This is a genomic window from Staphylococcus sp. mip270_02 (genome assembly GCF_054031535.1).
The window spans coordinates 1,596,156-1,617,232 of the sequence record NZ_CM132934.1; the positions used below are offsets into that span (position 1 = coordinate 1,596,156).

The following is a 21,077-nucleotide window of genomic DNA, read 5'->3' on the forward strand; positions in this document are numbered from 1 at the left end:
TATTACTGTTTATTGATTACTATTGCTTACGAGACACCTGTTTATATCTTAGATACATTAGAGTTAATAAGATAAACCATATAGGTGTTAAAAATACTGCTATTCTTGTATCAGTGTTTACAAATAATAAACAAAAAACTAATAAGAAGAAAGTTAAAATAGCATACCCCATATATTTTCCACCAGGCAATTTAAACGTTGCTTTTTTATGTAGTTCAGGATTTCTACGGTGATAATTAATATAAGCTACAGTGATTAAGCCCCAAACAACAATAAATAATACAGTTGAAACTGTGGTAATGTAGGTGAAAACAAGTGTTGCATTTGGAATAATATAGTTTAACAGTGCTGCAATCATAAGCAACGCACACGACACAAATATTGCAATATGTGGTACGCCATTTTTATTTGTCTTCTCAAAGTAAGGCGGCGCTTGTTTTTGTGTTGAAAGCCCAAACAACATACGACTATTTGAGAATATACCACTATTACAAGAAGAAGCCGCAGCTGTTAATACCACAAAGTTTATGATTCCTGCTGCAAAAGGTATACCAATCAGTGCAAACAGTCTCACAAATGGGCTTTCTTCAGGATTAATTTGATTCCATGGAATGATGGACATGATAACAGCTAACGCACCTACATAGAATACTAAGATACGAATAGGCACACTGTTAACAGCTTTAGGTAAGGTCTTTGATGGATCTTTCGTTTCTCCAGCTGTGACTCCTATAAGTTCAATACCTACAAACGAGAATAATGCCATTTGGAAAGACATTACGAAACCGCTTATACCTTTAGGAAATATTCCATTGTTATATAGGTTGGATAATGATGCATGGCCAAATTGTGTGTCATAAGCCATAATAATCATTATTGCCCCAACTACAATTAAAGCAATAATAGTAAATATTTTAATAAGTGCAAACCAAAACTCTAACTCACCAAATAGTTTAGCGCTTAATAAATTTAGTGACATTAATACAAGTACACAAAATAATGCACTTATCCAATTTGGTATGTTTGGAAACCAAAAACTAACATACTTTGCAACAGCAGTTACTTCTGCCATACCTGTAATGATCCAACAGAACCAATAAGTCCAACCTGTTACAAAACCTGCAAATGGGCCAATATAGTGATTAGTGACATCTGCAAATGATTTGAAATTCGTATTTGTTACTAATATTTCTCCCAGTCCACGCATAAACATAAAAAGCATAAAACCAATTATGATATATGTAAGTAAAATAGAGGGGCCAGTTAACGCAATAGTTTGACCTGCTCCTAAAAATAGTCCTGTACCAATTGCTCCCCCGATTGCAATTAGCTGGATGTGACGATTACTTAGTTCTCTTTGTAATTCATGATTAGCCATAAAATTATACTCCTTTATTTAGTTAATTATTATTATGCTATGCAATATAAAATAAAACAACTATTTTTTTAAATAGAGTCTATGGCGTTTAGTATAATAATACATTAATTATTTGTTATTAATCATGATAACCAATTAAAATGCTATAAAAATTGAAGTGAGACAGTTTCCATATTAAAATGAACTTATAACAATGTAAGTGATAGAAGTGTGTTAAAGGGCATATAAATAAATAAGTATTTCATATTGGTTTGATAAGAAAATATACTCAAAATATTCACAAAAGAGTAAAGATTGGATATAATGAGTTGTGAAAGCCATTTCATAATGAAATAGAAAAGGGGAATTTATATATGGCAGAGTTACAGAAAGGTTTAGAAGGGGTAATTGCATCTGAAACAAAAGTAAGTTCTATTATCGATAGCCAATTAACTTATGCTGGTTATGATATTGATGACTTAGCACAGAATGCTGAATTTGAAGAAATCATCTTTTTATTATGGCATTATCGATTGCCAAATGAGGATGAATTAAAAGACTTAAAACAAAAGCTTTTTGAATATATGACTTTAAATCCTAGAGTGTATAACCACTTTAAAGAATACGCAACAGGCAATGTTCACCCAATGACAGCTTTAAGAACTTCAGTTTCATATATTGCTCATTTTGACGAGCATGCTGAAGATGAAGACGAAAGTCAAACACTGGAGCGTGCTATACGTATTCAAGCCAAAATTGCTTCATTAGTTACAGCTTATGCGCGTGTTAGGGAAGGAAAAGAAATTGTTAAACCAAGTAGTGATTTAAACTATGCGGGTAACTTCTTGTACATGTTAAGAGGGGAACTACCTTCTGAAATTGAAATTGAAGCATTTAATAAAGCACTTGTATTACATGCAGATCATGAATTAAATGCATCAACATTTACAGCTAGATGTGCAGTATCATCATTATCTGATATGTATTCAGGAATTGTAGCTGCTGTTGGTTCATTAAAAGGACCACTTCATGGCGGTGCAAATGAACGTGTAATGAGCATGTTATCTGAAGTGAAATCTATTGATGAAGTCGATGAATATATTGATAATAAAATTAAAAACAAAGAAAAAATTATGGGTTTTGGACACCGTGTATATAAAGATGGCGATCCAAGAGCTAAATACTTAAAAGAAATGAGTAGAAAAATCACTTCTGAAACAGGACAAAGTCAATTATTTGATATTTCAGTGAAAATAGCAGATAAAATGAAAGCTGAAAAAGGTTTGATTGCAAATGTCGATTTCTTTAGTGCTACTGTATATCATAGTATGAATATTGAGCATGACTTGTTCACTCCAATCTTTGCGGTGAGTAGAACTTCTGGTTGGATTGCACATATCTTAGAACAATATAGAGATAACAGAATCATGCGCCCAAGAGCTCAGTACATTGGTGAAACAAATAGAAAATATGAGCCAATCGAAGAAAGATAATTAAATTATTAAATGAATAATACAATTTATGAAAATTGAAAATAGTATTAATTCATGTATGATAGTGGTTAGTACAACTAAAATAGAACTCAAAATGACGGAGGTTTTTTCACATGGCAGGAGAAAAAGTAGTTAAAACAAATGAAGGTTTAACAGTACCAAATAATCCAGTAATTCCATTTATAATCGGTGACGGTATCGGTCCTGATATCTGGAATGCAGCAAGTCGCGTAATTGACGCTGCAGTTGAACAAGCTTATAACGGCGAAAAAAAAATCGAATGGAAAGAAGTGTTAGCTGGTCAAAAAGCTTATGACGAAACTGGCGAATGGTTACCTAAAGAAACACTCGAAACAATTGAAGAATATTTAATTGCTATTAAAGGCCCTTTAACTACTCCAATTGGTGGGGGTATTCGTTCACTAAATGTTGCATTACGTCAAGAGTTAGATTTATTCACATGTTTACGTCCAGTACGTTGGTTCCAAGGGGTACCTTCACCTGTAAAACGTCCTGAAGATACAGACATGGTAATTTTCCGTGAAAACACTGAAGATATCTACGCTGGTATTGAATTTAAAGAAGGTACGCCAGAAGCGAAAAAATTAATTGACTTCTTACAAGACGAAATGGGCGCTAAAAACATTAGATTCCCTGAAACATCAGGTATTGGTGTAAAACCAGTTTCTAAAGAAGGTACTGAGCGTTTAGTTCGTGCTTCTATCCAATATGCTATAGATAATAATCGTAAATCATTAACTTTAGTACATAAAGGTAATATTATGAAATTTACTGAAGGTGCTTTCAAACAATGGGGTTATGATTTAGCACATAATGAATTTGGAGATAAAGTATTTACATGGCAACAATATGATGAAATTGTTGAAAAAGAAGGTAAAGACGCTGCAAATGCTGCGCAAGATAAAGCTGAACAAGAAGGAAAAATTATCGTTAAAGATTCAATTGCTGATATTTTCTTACAACAAATTTTAACACGTCCAGCTGATCACGATGTAGTAGCTACTATGAACTTAAATGGTGATTATGTATCAGATGCATTAGCTGCACAAGTCGGGGGTATTGGTATTGCTCCTGGTGCCAATATCAACTATGAAACTGGACATGCCATTTTCGAAGCTACACATGGTACTGCACCTAAATACGCCGGATTAAATAAAGTGAACCCATCATCTGAATTATTAAGTGCTGTATTAATGTTAGAGCATCTTGGATGGCAAGAAGCTGCTGATAAAATTACAAGTTCAATCGAAAAAACGATTGCTTCTAAAGTTGTAACTTATGACTTTGCACGTTTAATGGATGGTGCAACAGAAGTTTCTACTTCTAACTTCGCAGACGAATTAATTAAAAACCTATAATTATATATAATCAAAGGTAATTTACCTTGAATTAAAATCAACAGATAAGTCTGGGGCATGATTAGGTGTCTCGGGCTTTTCTTTTTCTAGTTAGCCCATATATAACAAATGAAAATTTTTAATTCTTTTATATTTAAATTTATAGGGATAAAAGAACTAGAGCGAGTAAAAATAAAATCTTTGATTTATTGTAAAAGTGTAATTTTTTCATGATGTTAGTTGAGGCTCGCTTGACTATCATGTAATAAGTGTTCATATTATTAATTAAATGTTAAGATTTTATTAATAACGGGTAATTAGTATGGTGTAATAATTCAAGCGGATTTGTTTGATTCTTTGCATAGGCTAACGTTGCAAAAATCGCGTGTATATTGGCATAGTTTAGTAACAAACGCATTGTAAAGTTTATGTTAAAAAATTTTAAACTATGTTATTTTTATTAAAATATAAGTTATAATTAATTTGTAAACACAATTATGGAGGTATACTATGTCACAAAAAGTACTTGTAGTAGATGATGAACAATCAATCGTAACCTTATTAAAATATAATTTAGAGCAAGCCGGATACATAGTAGAAGTGGCTTATGATGGAGAGGATGCATTAGAAAAAGTTAACTCTACAAATCCTGAATTGATTGTGTTAGATGTTATGCTTCCCCAAAAAGATGGTATAGAAGTTTGTAAAACAATTCGTTCTGATAAAAATTTAGTACCTATTTTGATGTTAACTGCCAAAGATGATGAATTTGATCGTGTTTTAGGACTTGAGTTAGGAGCAGACGATTACATGACTAAGCCATTTTCACCAAGAGAAGTGGTAGCAAGAGTAAAGGCGATATTAAGAAGATCAGCCATAGTCAATGAAGCAGTACCAGTTGAAAATGATGAAGACGATATATTAATTGGCTCAATAAGAATTAGACCAGAATATTTCGAAGTGTACAGAGAAGATGAATTGCTAGAATTGACTCCAAAAGAGTTTGAATTATTATTATATCTTATTGAAAGACAGGGCAGAGTGATTACTCGCGAGCATATGTTGAATTCAGTATGGAATTATGAATTCGCAGGCGATTCTAGAATTGTGGACGTACATATTAGTCATTTGAGAGATAAATTAGAAGAAAACCCTAAACAACCGAAACTCATTAAAACCGTTCGTGGATTAGGGTATAAATTGGAAAGACCCAAAGTCTAATGCTTAAGTTTCACCAAAGACTTTTATTTTTATTATGTACCATCGTTATTATTAGCTTTTTAATATTGGGTACTATTATTACACATGTAATCCATAACACTATTACAACTGGTCAAGAAGGCAATTTAGAACATCAAGCTCAGCATTTTGTTAATCTTTATAGTGATCATAAAAAAGATGAAATGAGAGATGTCGCTAAAAGTGAAGAACTTACAGTGTATATTAAAGAAAATAACGATGTCTTGTTTTCGACAAAACAAGGGACGCAAATTAATAATGATATAAATAATCCTGCTATTCCTTCTAAATTGACTTATGATAAGCAAAATGATGACCATAGATTTACATTTAAGACATCTATAAATGATAAAGATGTTTTAATTAGTGGTATAAATAATGAGATTTTAGAAATACAGATTGAAGTTTGGAAATATATAGCGATTATTGGTTTATTTGTATTAATCATCATATTTTTAGTTGTTAGAAGCATTAATCGAACATATATCAGACCAATCAATGAGGTGACCTACGCCACAAACTTATTGGCTGAAGGCTATTATCATGTAAGAGTACCAGAAAGCAATGTCAAAGAGACAAGAGAACTGTTTGTAACTACTAATGAGCTAGCGCGTAGGTTGCAAAGACTAAATCATAAACAGAAACTGCAATCAAATAGGTTGAAAACAACTGTTGAAAATATTCCAAGTTCGATTTTAATGATTGATAAATACGGTGAAATTGTTGTAGCAAATAAATCGTTTTATCATGTGTTTACGCCAGATGAAGCTGTTGAACATAAAAGCTATGTTGACTTTACAGATGTTAAATTACAAAAGTTAATTACTGAAGCTTTTAAAGTTGAGAAACCTATTTATGATCAAATTAAATTAACTATAAATCAAGTGCATGAGAAATATTTTGATACAGCCTGCGTTCCAATATTATCAAGAACTAGGAAAAACCTTTATGGCATGGTCATTGTTTTACATGATATAACAAATCTAAAAAAACTTGAGAATTTAAGACGTGAATTTGTAGCTAATGTATCTCATGAATTGAAAACACCTATTACGTCAATTAAAGGATTTGCGGAAACATTATTAGATGGTGCTAAAAACGATGAACAAACACTCAATGAGTTTTTAAAAATTATTTCTAAAGAGTCCGATCGTATAGAGACTTTAGTATTTGATTTATTGGATTTATCACATGTAGAACAACAAACAGAAATAGAAACAGCGTATATGAGTTTGTCAGATATTGCAGAAACAACAATTAAAAACATGCAAAAAATTGCAGAAGACAAAAATATTACTATAATTAATGAAATCGATTCTGATATTGTTATTAATGCAAATCAAGACAAAGTGTCTCAAGTTGCGCTTAACTTATTATCAAATGCAATTAGTTATTCTAAAGAAGATAGTGATGTAATAATTCGTGTTTATAAAGATGAACAGAAGCGTATCATGGAAGTACAAGATTTTGGTATTGGCATAAGCAAAGAAGATCAAAAACATATTTTTGAACGCTTTTATCGTGTTGATAAAGCACGAAGTAGAGATTCAGGCGGTACTGGGCTTGGTTTATCTATTACTAAACATATTATGGAAGCGCATGGTGGAAGAATTAATGTATGTAGTGAAGTTGGTAAAGGTTCGACATTCAGAGTTACTTTTTTTAAATAGTGGTTGTAAATAAAAGTTATGATGATTGAATTATAAATAGGATGATTTTAATGATATGTATTGAATTCAAAAAACATATAAAAAGCCATCGTATTTGTGTACTGAACTAATTAAGTATTGTACGTGAGTTAGAAATCGACGTCTGAAATTTAAATTCGGCGTCGGTTTTTTATGCTTTTTAAGAGTAATACCTAGCATAACATCGAAATTTTAAACGTATATTTAAAAAGGACAAACGTGTTATGCTAGTAATAGAATTAAAATCCTTATATATGATAATCGCAAGAAACTACATGCTTACAGTTAAAATGATGATTATAAAATAAGTTATGATAATGTTTCGATATAGGTAAGTTAGTAATTTATGCTAAAATGTTAAATAAATATGTGTTGGAGGTTAAAATAGTGAATAAATTAATTCTAATTGATGGTAACAGTCTGAGCTTCAGAGCCTTTTATGCTTTACCATTATTACAAAATAAAGCAGGTATACACACTAATGCTGTGTATGGATTTGCAATGTTACTAGAAAAAATAATCAAAGAAGAACAGCCCACACATTTTCTTGTTGCGTTCGATGCAGGAAAGACTACATTTAGACATGATAAATATAGTGAATATAAAGGTGGACGTCAAAAAACGCCACCCGAGTTGAGCGAGCAATTTCCTTATGTAAGACAGTTATTGGACGCTTATCAAATTAAAAGATATGAATTAGAAAACTATGAAGCAGATGATATTATTGGGACATTAAGTAAAGAGGCTGATGACGCACAATTTGAAACTATTATAGTTACAGGAGATCGCGACTTAACACAATTAGCGACGGATGATGTTACTATTTATTATACTAAGAAAGGTGTGACAGATGTTGATCATTACACACCTGATTTTATTGCGGAAAAATATGATGGTTTAGTTCCAAACCAAATCATAGATATGAAAGGTTTGATGGGGGATGCATCAGATAATATCCCAGGTGTAGCTGGAGTTGGTGAAAAAACTGCAATCAAGCTACTAAAACAATTTTCAACCGTGGAAAATGTTTATGAACATTTGGATGAAGTATCAGGTAAGAAATTGAAAGAAAAACTAGAAAATAGTAAAGATGATGCCTTGATGAGTAAAGAACTTGCAACAATTAATTGTGCAAGTCCTATTGAAGTGTCACTCGAAGATACAAAGCTGCCAGAAAATACAGATACTTCAGCTAAAATTGATTTATTCAAAAAACTAGAATTTAAACAATTGCTTGAACAAATAGATGTAGACGGGACACATTCTACGACTGAGGAAAAAGAACTGAATGTAGAATCTGACTTTACAAATATTGATTTTAAATCTTTAACTTCTGCAACTGTTCATTTTGAATTGGACGGCTCCAATTATTTGAAAGATGATATTTTGAAGTTTGCATTGTTTGATGGTGACCATCATGTTGTTATTGATGCAACAACCATTCATGATTATCCTGAACTTATAGCTTGGTTAGAGGATGATACAACAGAAAAAAATGTTTATGATGCTAAAAAGACGTATGTTGTTGCGCACAGGTTGGATATATTGATTAAAAATATTATTTTTGATGTGATGCTTGCAAGTTATATTATAGATCCATCTCGAGCTATTGATGATGTAAACTCTGTAGTTAGCAATTACGGTCAACATTATGTTCAACAAAGTATTGAGGTATATGGTAAGGGTAAAAAGAGGCATTTACCTGAAGACGATGTTTTGAATCGTTATGTTGCAACAGTGATAGAAGCGATTAATCAAGTTAAACCAATTATGCAAGAACAATTAACCGAATATAATCAAACGGATCTATTAAATAATTTAGAACTACCATTAGCGCGCATATTAAGTGATATGGAAGAAACGGGAATTTATACTGCGGTTAGTGATTTAGAAGAAATGGAAAAAGAAATTCAAACAAAATTGGATGTATTGATTGATAATATATATCAAGCTGCAGGAGAATCATTTAATATTAACTCTCCAAAGCAATTAGGTGTCGTATTGTTTGAAACATTAGAATTACCAGTAATTAAGAAAACAAAAACAGGATATTCTACTGCAGTAGATGTGCTCGAACAATTACAAGGACAACATCCAATCATTGAATATATATTAGAATACAGACAACTTGCAAAGTTACAATCCACTTATGTTGAAGGTTTGCAGAAAGTTATAAGTGGTGATAATAGAATCCACACAAGATTCAATCAAACATTAGCACAAACAGGTAGATTATCGTCTATCGACCCAAATTTACAAAATATCCCTGTCCGTTTAGAAGAGGGCAGAAAAATAAGAAAAGCATTTAAATCCACTGATGAAAACAATGTTATTTTTTCTGCAGATTATTCGCAAATTGAACTCAGAGTGTTAGCTCATATCACCCAAGATGAAAGTATGAAACAAGCATTTATTAATGATGATGATATTCATACGGCAACGGCGATGAAAGTATTTGGGGTAGAGCCTGATGAAGTAGACGGCATGATGCGAAGACAAGCTAAAGCAGTTAACTTTGGAATTGTTTATGGTATCAGTGATTATGGTTTGAGCCAAAGTTTAGGAATTACTCGGAAACAAGCTAAACAATTTATTGATGATTATTTAGATAGTTTTCCTGGCGTAAAACAATATATGGAGGATATCGTCAAAGATTGTAAAGCACAAGGATATGTAGAAACCTTGTTACATCGTCGTAGATATATTCCGGATATAACAAGTAGAAATTTCAATTTACGTGGTTTTGCTGAAAGAACTGCAATGAATACGCCAATTCAAGGTAGTGCTGCTGATATAATTAAATTAGCTATGGTTAACTTTGATAAAGAAATTAAGAATACAGATTTTCACGCAAAATTATTATTACAAGTACACGATGAATTAATATTTGAATTACCGAAGAATGAAGTGGAAGCATTCAGTAAATTTATAGAAGAAATCATGGATAATGCGCTTGAACTAGATGTTCCATTAAAAGTAGAGTCTAGTTATGGCGCTACATGGTATGAGGCAAAATAGAAAGAAGGTACTTAAATGCCTGAACTCCCAGAAGTAGAACATGTAAAAAGAGGTATTGAACCGTTTGCTACCGGTCAAAAAATTGAATCTGTTATATTTTCAGAGAAAGTTAAAGAAGGTAAGGCAAGTCAACGTGAAACCATAATTAAAGGTATGGCATTAGATACATTCCAAAAATTCACAGAACAATATGTGATTAAAGAGATTGAACGTCGTAGTAAATATATTGTGTTTCACCTGGAAAAAGATAACGAAGAAAGAATACTCATCAGTCATTTAGGTATGGCTGGTGGATTCTTTGTGGTTAATAAAATTGAAGATATTAGTGTGCCAAATTATAGAAAGCATTGGCATGTCATATTTAAGTTAGATAATGATAAATTGCTAGTTTATTCAGATATTAGACGATTTGGAGAAATTAGGAATGTACCTGATTTTGAGGCGTATCCTTCATTTTTAGAAATTGCTCCAGAACCTTTTGAGGAAGATGCAAAAGGACATTATTTAGCTTGGTTTGATAAGAAGATGTATCAAAATAAGCCTATTAAACAAATGATTTTAGATCATAGAGTGATTTCAGGTTGCGGTAACATATACGCTTGTGAAGCATTATTTAGAGCGGGCATACATCCAGCTCGATTAACAAAATCATTAAACAATCAAGAGCGCGACATATTATTTTATTATGTTCGAGATGTGTTAGAATCGGGTATAAAATATGGTGGAACAAGCATCTCCGACTATCGTCATGCAGATGGCAGTACTGGGACGATGCAACAGCACCTTAATGTTTATAAACAAAAGGTTTGTAAGGTTTGTGGAAATGACATAGAAACACAAGTAATTGCAACTAGAAACAGTCATTTCTGTCCTTCTTGCCAAAAATAAAGGAAGAGTGAGAATATGCCAAAAGTTATAGGACTAACTGGTGGTATCGCATCAGGTAAATCTACAGTATCAGAACTTTTAACAGCACATGGATTTAAAGTTGTAGATGCAGATATTGCATCTCGACAAGCTGTTGAAAAAGGAACTGAAGGACTAGCACGCGTCAAAGAGGTATTTGGCGATGAAGCAATAGATGAAGATGGGAATATGAATAGATCTTATGTTGGTGAAGTTGTTTTTAATCAACCAGAGAAGAGATTGATTTTAAATGAAATCGTTCATCCAATTGTTCGTGATATAATGGAAAAAGACAAGGAAGAATATCTTAAGCAAGGTTATAATGTGATTATGGATATTCCATTGTTATTTGAAAATGATTTACAAGAAACTGTAGATGAAGTGTGGCTAGTGTACACTTCTGAGAGCATTCAAATAGATCGATTGATGGAACGCAATGACTTATCGATGGAAGAAGCGAAAGCACGTGTATATAGTCAAATATCAATTGATAAAAAACGTAGAATGGCAGATCATGTTATAGATAACAGAGATACTAAATTAGAACTTAAACAAAACTTAGAAAATTTGTTGCTTGAAGAAGGTTACATTGAGAGTGGTACTGAAGAAGCACAATAATAGAATTGTAAAATCATCCAGTTTTCATTACGAAATTGGGTGATTTTTTATATATAACAACACCAAGTAGTTATTTAACAGCGTATACTATAACAATCAATAAAATTACATTTGATGTTTTAAAGAAGAGAATTGAAATTGAATTGTATGTATTTGTGTAACTAAAAGTATAGATTATTTGAAATTAAAAAATTTTACATTTGTTTCAGAAAACGCTTTCTTAAAATCTAATTTATGTTATACTATTTTCATAAAGTATAACACTAAGACGAGGGGTGCTTCGAATGACGACAAATATTGCGATTAACGGAATGGGTAGAATAGGTAGAATGGTATTGAGAATTGCGCTCAATAATAAAGATTTGAATGTAGTAGCAATTAATGCTAGCTACCCAGCTGAAACAATTGCTCACCTAATTAACTATGACACAACGCATGGTGCTTATGATTTAAAAGTAGAGCCAACGGAAGCGGGTATTAAAGTGAATGACCATGTCATCCAATTGGTATCTGATAGAAATCCGGAAAATTTACCTTGGGAAGAATTGAATGTTGATATAGCAATAGAGGCAACAGGTAAATTTAATCATGGAGATAAAGCAATTGCGCATATTAATGCAGGTGCTAAAAAAGTATTGTTAACAGGACCATCAAAAGGTGGCGATGTGCAAATGATCGTCAAGGGTGTAAATAATGATCAATTAGACATAGAGCAATACGATATCTTTAGCAACGCTTCATGCACAACAAATTGCATTGGACCAGTCGCTAAAGTTTTAAATGATGAATTTGGTATTCAAAATGGATTAATGACTACTGTTCATGCTATTACTAATGATCAGAACAACATCGACAACCCTCACAAAGATTTAAGACGTGCACGTTCGTGTAATGAAAGTATTATCCCAACTTCTACAGGTGCTGCAAAAGCGTTGAAAGAAGTCTTACCTGAATTAGAAGGAAAATTACATGGTATGGCTTTAAGAGTACCAACAAAAAATGTATCTTTAGTAGACTTAGTTGTAGATTTAGATGCAGATGTAACGGCAGAGCAAGTGAATCAAGCATTTAAAGACAATGATTTACAAGGTGTTATTTCAACTGAAGATGCACCATTAGTATCAATGGATTTCAATACTAATCCACATTCAGCTATCATTGATACACAGAGTACAATGGTTATGGGTGATAATAAAGTGAAAGTAATTGCATGGTACGATAACGAATGGGGCTATTCAAATAGAGTTGTGGATGTTGCTGTTCAAATTGGTCAATTATTGAAAAGTGATGTTGCAGCCGTAACATATTAAAACTAAAATTATACCTGTAACAACAATATGATTGTATTAATTTATAAACTCCTTTTAAGTTAGTTTGCATTTAAGCATACTAATTTAAAAGGAGTTTTATTAATGTTATTAACACATCGATGAATAAGAAGCTAGATATATTCAAATGCTTGGTGTAATGAGAGTATCCTTTTATAGTAAGAGTTGTCATCAGAAAAAATGTGTAAGAGTTAGTTTAAAATAATTTAGCATTAATTCATATATGCTAAATTGTGTAATAGCGATTCTTTTGTGACATGTATATTTATAGTATAATAGAAGATAATCATAAATGAGAGGGTGATAATTCGATGAAATGCCCGAAATGTAATTCGACTCATTCTCGTGTTGTAGACTCTAGACATGCAGATGAAGTTAATGCGATTCGTCGTAGAAGAGAATGTGAAAATTGTGAAACAAGGTTCACAACCTTTGAACATATAGAGAAAAGACCACTTATCGTGGTGAAAAAAGATGGAACACGGGAGCAATTTTCGCGTGAGAAAATATTAAATGGTTTAGTCCGTTCTTGTGAAAAGAGACCAGTTCGTTACCAACAATTAGAAGATATTACTAATAATGTAGAATGGAAGTTGCGAGATGAGGGGCACGCAGAAATTTCTTCTAGAGAAATAGGAGAGCACGTGATGAATTTACTTATGCACGTAGATCAAGTGTCCTATGTACGATTTGCTTCTGTTTATAAAGAATTCAAAGATGTAGATCAATTATTACAATCAATGCAAGGTATATTAGTAAATAATAAACGGAGTGATTCGTAAATGGGGTTACAATCATATGATTATGGATTGAGACCACATGATAATTTTACTATCGTGCGTGAATTTTATTTAAATAATAATCATTTAGAAATCTTGAACAGATTGTTTACACCAATGATAGGCGCTAATGCGACAGGACTATATCATTATTTAAACCAATTTGTGGACCACGAAGTAGATGCGGTGTTGACGCACTATATTATTATGAGTGAGTTGAAAATTAATCTATTAGAATTCAGAAAAGAAATGGATTTGTTAGAAGGTATTGGATTGGTAAAATCTTATGTAAATCATAACGAGCAGCATTCCTCATTTGTTTATGTTCTTAATCAACCACCTACTGCGAAACAGTTTTTCAGTGATCCTATGCTATCTGTTTATCTATATAGTGAGGTGAGTAAACAACGTTACCAACAATTAAAACGTCACTTTGAAACTAAAAAGGCTGTAGACTTAAGTAGTTATCAAGATATAACACGCACATTTACTGATGTTTTTAAAATTCCTAATAAAGCATTAGCGCAAGATACAGCATACATCCAAGATGATAAGCCGTATGAAGGTTTAGACCTTACACGCGTTCACTTTGACTTTGAAACATTATATGATTTGTTACAAAATCATTTTATTAGTTCAAAAATAGTTACGAATGATGCTAAAGCGTTAATAACACAAATTGCAACATTATATGGTTTGACGCCTGAATCGATGAAGCGTATTATTTTAAAATCGATAACTAGTGCTCAAGAATTATCTTTTGAAGAATTGAGAAAACACGCACGTACTTATTATTTAATGGAACATGAACAACAGTTACCAAATTTACAAGTTAAATCAGAAAAAGATAATGTCCCTTCTTTACAAGTAACCAATTCTGAAGAAACGTCAAGTCAATCTGATAATTGGTTGGTACAATTGGAGCAAACAAGCCCGATTGATATGTTAGCATCGTGGTCTGAATCAGAACCTACTACACAGCAAAAATTCATGATTGAAGAATTGATTGAACGTGAAAACTTATCTTTTGGTGTTATTAATATTCTATTGCAATTTGTTATGTTGAAGGAAGATATGAAATTACCTAAAACTTATATTTTTGAAATAGCATCAAATTGGAAGAAAAAAGGTATTAAAACGGCTGAACAGGCATATGAATATGCAATGAAAGTTAACCAACCTAAAAAAGAATCTTATCCTACCAAAAATAGATATAAACAAAAACAATTAGCTTCTAGAGAGATGACACCGAAATGGTTAGAAGAGCGAGATGAGAAAACAGAAAAAGATAACCAACAGCATAACGACGAAGAAGATGAGAAGCTAAAAAATGACAGAGAGCAATTTTTAAATCAATTAAAAAATAGATGGAAGGAGGACGAATAAATGAAATCTTTTAATAATATCATGGGGGAGTCAGATGATTTATCAAAACGCATAGAAAAAATAAAAAAAGATGTGATTAATGATCCTGATGTTAAACGCTTTTTAAATGAGCATCAATCAGAATTGACAAATGCCATGATAGATGAAGACTTAAATATTTTACAAGAATACAAAGACCAAGTGAAACACTATGATGGCCATGATTATAAGGATTGTCCCAACTTTGTAAAAGGTCATGTTCCAGAACTATATGTTGAAAGTAACCAGATCAAAATTCGTTATTTACCATGCCCGTGTAAGATAAAGTATGATGAAGAAAGGTTTAACTCTCATCTAATTACTTCGCACCATATGCAACGTGATACTTTAGACGCTAAACTTGAAGATATTTACATGGATAGAAGAGATAGATTAGATGTTGCAATGGCAGCAAACAAAATTTGTGATAAAATCACGAAGCACGATCCTCAAGTTAAAGGATTATACTTGCACGGCCCATTTGGAACAGGAAAGTCATTTATCTTAGGTGCAATTGCGAATCAGTTAAAAACCGAAAAGATTCCTTCTACTATTGTCTATTTACCTGAATTTATTCGTTCACTTAAAGGCGGATTTAAGGATGGAAGTTTTGAAACAAAATTATCCAGAGTACGAGAAGCGAATATTTTAATGTTAGATGATATCGGTGCTGAAGAAATTACGCCATGGGCTAGAGATGAAGTAATAGGACCGCTATTACATTACAGAATGGTACAGGAATTACCAACATTTTTTAGCTCTAATCTAAGCTTTGAAGAATTAGAGTATCATCTTTCTGTAACACGGGATGGTACTGAAAAGACTAAAGCGGCTCGAATCATGGAACGTATCAAAACTTTGGCGACACCTTATTATTTAGAAGGAAAAAATTATAGGAACGATTGAAATCTAAAATAAATGTTGTATAATATAATTAAATCTAAATCAAACGAAATTAAACGAAGATACGATTGATATTTCACTACTTCACAGAGAGCCATTAGATGTTGAGATATGGTAAGTATATTTATTGATTACTCCTTCGTCAGTGATGTTGTAATGAACATCCGGCTCAAGACCGTTATCTTACGTAGAGAGAAGCTATTTTGTAACTAAGCAGAAAAGCTTTAATTTAGGGTGGTACCACGAAGACCTCGTCCCTTTTTAGGGATGGGGTCTTTTTATTTTCTCTGCAATTATTGATAAATTGTATTTCGCTTTGATTTAAGTGCTTGAATAAATAGGAGGAATGTTAAATGGACCAAATTAATATAAAATTTCCAGATGGTAATACGAAAGTGTTCGATAAAGGCACAACAACAGAAGATATAGCACAATCAATAAGTCCAGGATTAAGAAAAAAAGCCGTAGCTGGAAAGTTGAATGGCCAATTAATTGATTTAACTAGACCGATTGAAGAAGATGGCGATATAGAAATCGTTACGCCTGGTACAGATGAAGCTTTGGAAGTGTTACGACATTCAACGGCCCATCTTATGGCGCAAGCATTAAAACGTTTATATGGAAATGTGAACTTTGGTGTAGGTCCCGTAATTGAAGGCGGTTTTTATTATGACTTTGATATGGAAGAGAGTCTTTCTTCAGATGATTTTGAGAAAATTGAAAAGACAATGAAGCAGATTGTTAATGAGAATTACCCAATTGAACGTAAGGTTGTTTCTCGTAATGAAGCTAAAGCATTTTTCTCAGAAGACCCTTATAAATTAGAACTTATAAATGCAATCCCTGAAGATGAGAATGTCACATTATACACTCAAGGTGAATTTACAGATTTATGTCGTGGCGTGCATGTACCTTCAACTTCAAAAATCAAAGAATTTAAACTATTATCGACAGCTGGAGCTTATTGGCGTGGTGATAGTAACAACAAAATGTTGCAACGTATTTATGGTACAGCATTTTTCGATAAAAAGGACTTGAAAGCACATTTACAAATGCTCGAAGAAAGAAAAGAACGTGATCATCGTAAAATTGGTAAGGAATTAGAGCTATTCTCAAACAATCCATTAGTAGGCGCTGGTTTACCACTTTGGTTACCAAATGGTGCAACAATTCGTCGAGAAATTGAACGTTACATCGTAGACAAAGAAGTAAGCATGGGTTACGATCATGTTTATACACCAGTTATGGCTAATGTTGATTTATATAAAACATCTGGTCACTGGGATCATTATCAAGAGGATATGTTCCCGACAATGAAACTTGATGAGCATGAAGAAATGGTACTTAGACCAATGAATTGCCCGCATCATATGATGATTTATGCTAATAAACCGCATTCATATCGTGAATTGCCAATTAGAATTGCTGAATTAGGCACAATGCATCGTTATGAAGCAAGTGGAGCTGTGTCAGGTTTACAACGTGTACGTGGTATGACTTTAAATGATGCACATATCTTCGTTCGTCCAGATCAAATTAAAGAAGAATTCAAACGTGTTGTTAATCTAATTATTGATGTATATAAAGACTTTAATTTTGAAAACTATAGCTTCAGACTAAGTTATAGAGATCCAGAAGACAAAGAGAAATACTTTGATGACGATGAAATGTGGAATAGAGCAGAGAGCATGTTGAAGGAAGCGGTTGATGAGTTAGGCTTAGATTATGAAGAAGCCATTGGTGAAGCGGCATTCTATGGTCCGAAATTAGATGTACAAGTACAAACTGCAATGGGTAAAGAAGAAACTTTATCTACAGCACAACTTGATTTCTTATTACCACAAAAATTTGATTTAACATATATTGGTAATGATGGAGAACAACATAGACCAGTTGTTATTCATCGTGGTGTTGTTTCAACAATGGAACGTTTTGTTGCGTTTTTAACTGAAGAAACAAAAGGAGCTTTTCCAACTTGGTTAGCACCTAAACAAGTAGAAATCATTCCTGTGAATGTTGATTTACATTATGATTATGCGAGACTTATTCAAGATGAGCTTAAGTCACAAGGTGTTCGAGTTGAAATTGATGACAGAAACGAAAAAATGGGGTATAAAATTAGAGAAGCACAAATGCAAAAAATCCCATACCAACTTGTCGTAGGTGATAAAGAAGTAGAAAATAGTGAAGTTAATGTGAGAAAATATGGCTCACAAGATCAAGAAACTATAGAGAAAGACGAGTTTATTTGGAACTTGGTCGATGAGATTAGATTGAAAAAGCAAAGATAGTCTTGAAAGTAATGTAGAAATCATGTATATTACAGGTTAGTGAGTTAAATATAAAATTAAATTTGAGTTAGAGGTTGCATTTTTAAAGAGTAAGTATTCAGAAGCTGTATGGGGCGTATGTTGAATTCATGAAAGGTAAAAATGCCGAAACTGGTATTGACCATTTACACAATATCAGTTGGGACAGTTATCGAAAGAGACTGGACTGTCACATATGTGATGTGCTACCTATATAAATGCTATTATTAAAATGGTTGCATATCTAATAGGTATGCAACCATTTTGTTTTGGTTGAGTGATTAAAATAATACTTTTACGGGATAGAGTGAAAATTGTAGTAAATGTAGTTGAGAAAATATTTAGTGCTACGTTTAGGTTTTTCATATTAAAAACTGTATTCTTTAATCATAATAGTAAGTTAGCCTCTAAGTTTAAAGAAAGGACGCTTCTATGGCAAAACAAGAAAATCAAAGCAATGGAGTTCAAAGAGGATTAAAAGATCGTCATATTTCCATGATTGCGATTGGTGGATGTATTGGAACAGGACTATTTATGACTTCGGGTGGAGCGATTCACGATGCCGGAGCCTTAGGTGCATTGTTAGCTTATGCAATTATTGGGGCGATGGTCTTCTTCCTTATGACGTCATTAGGAGAGATGGCGACATATTTACCAGTATCGGGATCATTTAGTACTTATGCCACACGTTTTGTTGATCCTTCATTAGGATTTGCATTAGGTTGGAATTATTGGTTCAACTGGGTTATCACGGTTGCGGCAGATGTTACAATTGCAGCGCAAGTTATACAATATTGGACACCTTTAACTGGTATGCCAGCTTGGGCTTGGAGTTGTCTATTCTTATTAATTATTTTTGGTCTTAATGCATTATCTGTTCGCGTATATGGTGAAAGTGAATACTGGTTCGCATTAATTAAAGTAGTTACGGTTATCATATTTATAGGAATTGGTTTACTAACAATCTTAGGTATTATGGGTGGAGAATTTGTTGGTTTTGATACCTTTACTAAAGGTGGCGGACCAATACTTGGTGATGGACTAGGTGGTAGCTTATTAACTATCTTAGGTGTATTCTTAGTTGCTGGATTCTCCTTCCAAGGAACTGAATTGATTGGTATAACTGCAGGTGAATCAGAAAATCCAGAACGTGCTGTACCTAAAGCAATTAAACAAGTATTTTGGAGAATATTGATTTTCTATATTATGGCAATTTTTGTTATTGGTATGTTAATTCCTTATGACAGTGCAGCATTAATGGGTGGAGGCGATGATATTTCAACATCTCCATTTACACTTGTATTCCAAAATGCAGGATTGGCATTTGCTGCGTCATTTATGAATGCTGTAATATTGACTTCAGTTCTGTCTGCGGGTAACTCAGGTATGTACGCATCAACGCGTATGTTGTATTCAATGAGTAAAGATAAATTAGCATACCCTGTATTTGGTAAAACAAATAAATATGGTGTGCCTTATGTATCATTATTAGTCACAGCACTTATTGTAATAGGTATATTTGTATTACAACATTTAAGCGGTGACGCTTATGAATATATTGTTGCTGCTAGTGGTATGACTGGATTTATTGCATGGGTTGGTATTGCAGTCAGTCATTATAGATTTAGAAAAGCGTTTGATAAACAAAATTATGATAAATCAAAATTAAAATACAAAGCTAAGTTATTCCCGTTTGGTCCAATATTTGCAGGTGTACTCTGCGTACTTGTTATAATAGGGCAAGACGTAGACTTTATAAAAACGGGCGATTTCAATCTAAATAGATTCGTTATAACTTATATGGGCATACCTGTATTTTTAGCATTTTTCATTTATCATAAATTGAGATACAGAACGAAAATCGTTCCGTTAGAACAAGTGGATTTACGTCAAGATGTTGATATGGATGAAATTAATAAATAATAAAAAAACAGTTGACTAATGTCATTATTGTTGTTATGATAGGTAATGTTGAATACGAAACGAACCAAGTAGAAGCTCCCGCTTCTCACCTGTTGCGACGCAAAAGCTGTTGGCAGGTCTTATATATGCATGATGTAGTCATGCGTAGAGAAGAGCGGGTATATTATATACTCGCTCTTTTTGCTTGGGATAATTTCGTAAAAATCTTGGAGGTGTCAACCATAGCAAAAGATCAGACTCAAGTTAACGAAAAGATTCGTGCAAAAGAATTACGCTTAATCGGTCAAGACGGAGAACAAATTGGTGTAAAAACTAAGACAGAAGCTCTAGAAATGGCAGATAGAGTAGGTTTAGACGTAGTTATCATGGCTCCGAATGCTAAACCACCTGTTGCTAGAATTATGGATTATGGTAAATATAAATTTGAACAACAGAAAAAAGAAAAAGAAATGAAGAAAAAACAAAAAACAATTAACCTTAAAGAAATACGTTTAAGCCCAACTATTGAGGAACATGATTTCCAAACTAAGTTGAAGAATGGACGTAAATTCTTAGAAAAAGGCGACAAATGTAAAGTTTCAATTCGTTTCAGAGGTCGTGCGATTACGCATAAAGAAATTGGTCAACGTGTTTTAGAAAAATTTGCAGATGAATGTAAAGATATCGCTACAGTTGAACAAAGACCCAAAATGGATGGACGCCAAATGTTTATTACATTAAGTCCAATCAATGAAAAATAATAATAAGATATTAC

General features: G+C 32.7%; 15 protein-coding genes, 1 riboswitch and 1 other annotated feature. Of the genes, 14 read left to right on the forward strand and 1 reads right to left on the reverse strand.

Annotated elements, in window-relative coordinates:
• Positions 1-19: 19 nt before the first annotated feature.
• Entirely contained in the window at positions 20-1,378 is a 1,359-nt protein-coding gene (locus ACW5YJ_RS07500; protein WP_017724719.1) for an amino acid permease, read from the reverse strand.
• A gap of 353 nt (positions 1,379-1,731) precedes the next feature.
• Here ACW5YJ_RS07500 and ACW5YJ_RS07505 point away from each other — a divergent pair, with 353 nt between their 5' ends.
• The 14 genes from ACW5YJ_RS07505 to infC all read left to right on the forward strand — a co-directional run bounded on the left by ACW5YJ_RS07505 (position 1,732) and on the right by infC (position 21,063).
• Positions 1,732-2,850, forward strand: coding sequence for a citrate synthase (locus tag ACW5YJ_RS07505; protein ID WP_119603901.1), 1,119 nt, complete (start codon positions 1,732-1,734; stop codon positions 2,848-2,850).
• Positions 2,851-2,963: 113 nt separating this feature from the next.
• Complete coding sequence (icd, locus tag ACW5YJ_RS07510) at positions 2,964-4,229, forward strand: NADP-dependent isocitrate dehydrogenase (protein ID WP_017724717.1); 1,266 nt, start codon at positions 2,964-2,966, stop codon at positions 4,227-4,229.
• 489 nt (positions 4,230-4,718) lie between these two features.
• Complete coding sequence (locus ACW5YJ_RS07515) at positions 4,719-5,429, forward strand: response regulator transcription factor (protein WP_017724716.1); 711 nt, start codon at positions 4,719-4,721, stop codon at positions 5,427-5,429.
• Positions 5,429-7,117 carry a two-component system histidine kinase PnpS gene (gene pnpS, locus ACW5YJ_RS07520; RefSeq protein WP_107551861.1) on the forward strand — a complete coding sequence of 563 codons (1,689 nt, stop codon included), beginning with the start codon at positions 5,429-5,431 and terminating at the stop codon, positions 7,115-7,117. Before ACW5YJ_RS07515 ends, pnpS begins: the two co-directional genes overlap by 1 nt.
• Positions 7,118-7,522: 405 nt before the next feature.
• On the forward strand, positions 7,523-10,153 hold the full coding sequence (gene polA / locus ACW5YJ_RS07525) for a DNA polymerase I (RefSeq protein ID WP_457338063.1): 2,631 nt from the start codon (positions 7,523-7,525) through the stop codon (positions 10,151-10,153).
• A 15-nt stretch (positions 10,154-10,168) separates the two neighbouring features.
• The gene (gene mutM / locus ACW5YJ_RS07530) at positions 10,169-11,041 is read left to right on the forward strand and encodes a bifunctional DNA-formamidopyrimidine glycosylase/DNA-(apurinic or apyrimidinic site) lyase (protein WP_017724713.1); all 873 of its coding nucleotides are present in this window, start codon (positions 10,169-10,171) and stop codon (positions 11,039-11,041) included.
• Positions 11,042-11,056: 15 nt separating this feature from the next.
• Positions 11,057-11,677 carry a dephospho-CoA kinase gene (gene coaE, locus ACW5YJ_RS07535; protein ID WP_017724712.1) on the forward strand — a complete coding sequence of 207 codons (621 nt, stop codon included), beginning with the start codon at positions 11,057-11,059 and terminating at the stop codon, positions 11,675-11,677.
• A gap of 284 nt (positions 11,678-11,961) precedes the next feature.
• Positions 11,962-12,987, forward strand: a complete 1,026-nt coding sequence (gap, locus tag ACW5YJ_RS07540; protein WP_017724711.1) for a type I glyceraldehyde-3-phosphate dehydrogenase — start codon at positions 11,962-11,964, stop codon at positions 12,985-12,987.
• Between the two features lie 329 nt (positions 12,988-13,316).
• Entirely contained in the window at positions 13,317-13,787 is a 471-nt protein-coding gene (gene nrdR / locus ACW5YJ_RS07545; protein ID WP_017724710.1) for a transcriptional regulator NrdR, read from the forward strand.
• Entirely contained in the window at positions 13,788-15,170 is a 1,383-nt protein-coding gene (locus tag ACW5YJ_RS07550; protein WP_017724709.1) for a replication initiation and membrane attachment family protein, read from the forward strand. It abuts the gene before it with no gap.
• Positions 15,171-16,094, forward strand: a complete 924-nt coding sequence (gene dnaI, locus ACW5YJ_RS07555; protein WP_107551856.1) for a primosomal protein DnaI — start codon at positions 15,171-15,173, stop codon at positions 16,092-16,094.
• Between the two features lie 350 nt (positions 16,095-16,444).
• Positions 16,445-18,382, forward strand: a complete 1,938-nt coding sequence (gene thrS, locus ACW5YJ_RS07560; protein ID WP_017724707.1) for a threonine--tRNA ligase — start codon at positions 16,445-16,447, stop codon at positions 18,380-18,382.
• A 60-nt stretch (positions 18,383-18,442) separates the two neighbouring features.
• Positions 18,443-18,617: riboswitch (Lysine riboswitch) on the forward strand.
• Positions 18,618-18,832: 215 nt separating this feature from the next.
• The gene (locus tag ACW5YJ_RS07565) at positions 18,833-20,323 is read left to right on the forward strand and encodes an amino acid permease (protein ID WP_122062491.1); all 1,491 of its coding nucleotides are present in this window, start codon (positions 18,833-18,835) and stop codon (positions 20,321-20,323) included.
• Between the two features lie 60 nt (positions 20,324-20,383).
• Positions 20,384-20,512: a sequence feature (ribosomal protein L20 leader region), on the forward strand.
• 23 nt (positions 20,513-20,535) lie between these two features.
• Entirely contained in the window at positions 20,536-21,063 is a 528-nt protein-coding gene (gene infC / locus ACW5YJ_RS07570) for a translation initiation factor IF-3 (protein ID WP_039069398.1), read from the forward strand.
• Positions 21,064-21,077: the final 14 nt, after the last annotated feature.